Below are 3,917 nucleotides of genomic sequence, written 5' to 3'. Positions count from 1 at the left end.
GGACGTCATTAAACAAACCGGTTCAAAAGGCGTCGTAAAAAAAGGGAATGGCATTCAAATAGTATACGGTCCCCAAGTAACGATCATCAAAAATGAAGTGGAAGAATACTTGGGTCATTAAGAACATAGATAACGATAAGGACGTGTTAAACATGCAACAGGTGCTGGATAAAATTCACAAAGGCTTAATTGTATCATGTCAAGCATTAGAGAATGAGCCGCTGCACAGCTCTTTTATTATGGGACGCATGGCCATTGCTGCCAAAGAAGGCGGTGCAACGTGCATTCGCGCAAACTCTGTAGCTGACATAATGGAAATCAAGAAAAATGTGGACCTTCCAGTCATAGGGATCATTAAACAGGTGTATGGACAAAACGATGTTTATATTACTCCCACCATGATCGAAATTGATGCTTTAATGGAAACTAAAGCGGAAATCATTGCGACGGATGCTACTGCTCGGATAAGACCGAACGGTAAAACGTTAGAGCAGTTTTATTGTGATATAAGAGCAAAATATCCAGATGTTCTGTTAATGGCGGATGTATCGACCATAGATGAGGCTGTATACGCTGACCATTTAGGATTTGATATTGTAGCACCTACACTCTACGGCTATACAAGTGAAACAATGGGACAGAAAATTTATCAGGATGACTACGCTGTGCTCAAAGAGATAATAAAAGCAGTGAAAAATGCAAAAGTTATTGCAGAGGGAAATGTCATAACACCAGAAATTGCTCGTTCTATATTAGATATGAATGTCCATGCAGTGGTAGTAGGTGGCGCTATTACCAGGCCACAGCAAATCACAAAAAGATTTGTAAATGCTATGCAAAAATAGAAACTTTGTAAATGTGCACCGAACATAACAAAAGAATGAAAAAGACTCAGACTATCAGCAGTTTGGGTCTTTTTCTCGATTAATATTATTGTAGCTGCAACTTTATTTAAAACTATCGGTTATAGACGTTCTTAATGGTTACATTAAACTATACTAAAGAAAGCATACATTTAAAAAATTCAACCTGAAATGGGTGGTCAAATGGAATATCTAGCAGAAAATCTCATATATGGAATCGAGTGCAGTATGAGCAAATTCACAAAAACAGAAGAAGAACTAGCCAAATATATTCTTCAACGCCCTGATGAAGTTAGCCAGTTAACTATAAGTCAAATAGCTAAAAATCTTCACATTTCGCCAGCAACCATTACGCGTTTTTGCCAGAAACTAGCTTTTTCAGGATTTAATGAGTTTAGACATGAGTTAAAAAGGTTCGTTGATCTGCAAAATACACCGATAAGCATGAAAAACATTAAGCAGGTAGATTATTTCGCTAAACTGTACCAAGATCACTTAGGAATCATTGACAACACCTTTCGTATAGCTACATATGACGATATCCAGAAAGCGGTATCTTTCCTTACTCAGGCAGATAAGATACATGTCTATGGAATAGGGAGTTCGGGTATAGCCGCCCAGGAGTTTAAATCCAAGTTTTTCCGAATTGGTTTACATGTTGAGGCTGTTACGGATACTCACCAGGCAATGATGGATGCGGCTTTAAGTAACCAGAATAGTGTTGTCATTGGCATTTCCATTTCCGGAGCAACAAAAGAAGTCATTCGTGCTGTTAAAATTGCAAAGAAACAAGGTTCACTCATATTAGTTTTTACAGGTGATAAAAATTCTGAGCTTTCACAGCTGGGTGACTTATCATTATTAGTAACCAGTAAAAGTAGCATGCATATGGGACAGAATATTTCTCCCTTACTTCCGCTCTTATTACTTTTTGATTTAATATATACAGAGTTAGTAGCAAAAGATTATAAAAACAGGATAAATATTAGAGAAAAGACTTTACAGGTATTAGCTGATACTGACTAGTTTTCTTGGAACTTTACGTCCTAATTTATATTAGACATTTAATTACTCTATAATACTAAGAAACATACTTTCAAAAGGCCGCCAATTGGCGGCCTTCTTATGGCGCTAATGCACCTGTTCGTTGAATTAGATATATTTATTTTTTTAAAAAGTTTTAAATTATATTATCTTCGTAAATAGATATTTTCAGCTTTATGATCTGATCCTTTTTTTAAAACTAGATTGGCCCGTCCTTTTGTCGGTAGTATATTTTCATGTAAATTTTTCAAATTAATTTCTTCCCAAATTTGAGTCGCTTGTTTAATAGCATTTTCTTTAGACAAGTTAATGTACCGATGAAAATAGGATTCGGGACTTTGAAATGCTGTCTCTTGAAGTAGAAGAAACCTTTCAACATACCACCTTTCTATGTCATGTATCTCTGCATCAACATAAAGTGAAAAATCAAAAAAGTCACTGACAAATACTTGATTTTCTTTGTCAACTTGAAGAACATTAACACCTTCCACTATTAAAATATCTGGATTACTGATAGTTTGTACTTCATTCGGCAAAATATCGTACGTCAAATGTGAGTAGATTGGAACTTCCACTTTATTTTTTCCAGCTTTTACATCTCCGATAAGATTAATTAATTTTTGTGTATCATAACTTTCAGGAAACCCTTTTCTTTTCATCATTCCTTTTTCTTCTAAAATCTCATTTGAGTACAAAAAACCATCTGTTGTGACTAGACCTACATTTCTATGGTTATCCCATCTAGATAATAATGTTTGAAGTAACCTTGCTGTTGTACTCTTTCCTACAGCAACACTTCCTGCAATTCCAATAATATAAGGGGCTTTTTTAATATTATTTTTAAGAAATGAAGAAGTAGCTATGTTAAGTTGCTGATAAGCTTCGACATATAAATTAATTAATCGAGTCAAGGGCAAATAAATCTCTTCTACTTCCTGAATAGATATTTCTTCATTTATTCCTTTTAAGTTATCTAATTCTTCTTCAGTTAAAGGAAGAGGAGTATGATTTCGTAAAGATGCCCACTTTTTTCGATTGAATTCAAAATAGGGAGTATAGGAACTCATGATTTTCGTTACCTCACTTTTTAGAGTTACTTTCAGTTTAACAAGGATGGTGGCCAAAAAAACTCAGGAACCATCGATCTTTCTAATCCCTTATTGACATAAAGCCCCTGTGACTTGAGGAAGGAATTGAATAAAAATTATGCTCCAGTAGGCATAAAATGCATTACTTAAGTTTAATCATTCTTGGTGTTTAATTTTTGAATGATAACCCATTTGTCTCCAAAGCAGTCCTAAGTTTAGGTATAGAAGCTGGTCCCATACCGTGAAATTGCAAAATCTCTTTTTCACTAAATTTTGATAGCTGTTGTAGTGAAGTTACCCCATTGTTTTCCATTGCTCGTCTGGCTGGCGCAGAGAGTAGTGAAAGAAATCCGTTGTCAGGTTTGCGTTCTTGCTCACAAATAGGGCAGGTCGGACAGTCGCTACCCTTATAATATTTGTGTCCTTTATTGCAAGTCCTTACATTTTTCTTTGAAGTTGTCATTTCTAATGTCTCCTTTTCTCAAGAATTTTTTAGCAGTCTATCTTCTGCCAACTTTTCAATGGATTACAGTAATAACATCATAGGTATATCAAGCGAAGCATTAGCGGCTACGTATTCGCCCCATTCCTGCTGTATGTAACTAAACTCCCTCAATAAAGAAAGAGAAATCTCTCAATTTCTCGTGTTTTATTAGAGTTTTATAGTCATCCGATTTCAAAGGTTTTTCTTTCAAATGGATTAACCTATTTAAAAAGGATATAACTGGACATTTGAAGAAAAAGACTCATAGGAAAGCTGCCCCGTTAGCTCCATAAGAATAAGAGCTGCCAAAGCAATTCCCTTAATGAAATGAAGCACCTGTTAGCTTAATAATCCGTTTTATTTATCATTATCTAATTCATCATCAAGAAAAGACTTTTTATCTTCCTTTAATTCCCTACTTCTTTTCAAGAAGTTGAC

5 protein-coding genes are annotated in these 3,917 nt (G+C 35.0%); 3 read left to right on the top strand and 2 right to left on the bottom strand.

Annotation, left to right across the window (positions count from 1 at the left end; genetic code table 11):
* The 3 genes from AC1DUW_RS22820 to AC1DUW_RS22810 form a co-directional block, all read left to right on the top strand.
* Positions 1 to 121, top strand: a 121-nt coding sequence (locus AC1DUW_RS22820; protein WP_477643532.1) for a PTS sugar transporter subunit IIB, incomplete at its 5' end; no start/stop codon positions are given.
* A gap of 31 nt (positions 122 to 152) precedes the next feature.
* A complete protein-coding gene (locus AC1DUW_RS22815) occupies positions 153 to 845 on the top strand; it encodes an N-acetylmannosamine-6-phosphate 2-epimerase (RefSeq protein ID WP_053345614.1) in 693 nt (230 codons plus the stop codon).
* Positions 846 to 1,046: 201 nt separating this feature from the next.
* Positions 1,047 to 1,889 (top strand): MurR/RpiR family transcriptional regulator, encoded by an 843-nt coding sequence (locus tag AC1DUW_RS22810; protein ID WP_053345613.1) that lies wholly within the window; start codon positions 1,047 to 1,049, stop codon positions 1,887 to 1,889.
* 164 nt (positions 1,890 to 2,053) lie between these two features.
* Here AC1DUW_RS22810 and coaA read toward each other — a convergent pair whose 3' ends face one another.
* Positions 2,054 to 2,974 carry a type I pantothenate kinase gene (gene coaA, locus AC1DUW_RS22805; RefSeq protein WP_053348036.1) on the bottom strand — a complete coding sequence of 307 codons (921 nt, stop codon included), beginning with the start codon at positions 2,972 to 2,974 and terminating at the stop codon, positions 2,054 to 2,056.
* 190 nt (positions 2,975 to 3,164) lie between these two features.
* Positions 3,165 to 3,458: an RNA polymerase alpha subunit C-terminal domain-containing protein gene (locus AC1DUW_RS22800; RefSeq protein ID WP_053345612.1), complete on the bottom strand. Its 294-nt coding sequence runs from the start codon at positions 3,456 to 3,458 to the stop codon at positions 3,165 to 3,167.
* Positions 3,459 to 3,917 lie beyond the last annotated feature (459 nt).

Source organism: Peribacillus sp. P4_C12 (genome assembly GCF_056402095.1).
Note: the sequence above shows the minus strand (reverse complement) of the source record. Positions and strands in the feature narration are given on the sequence as shown.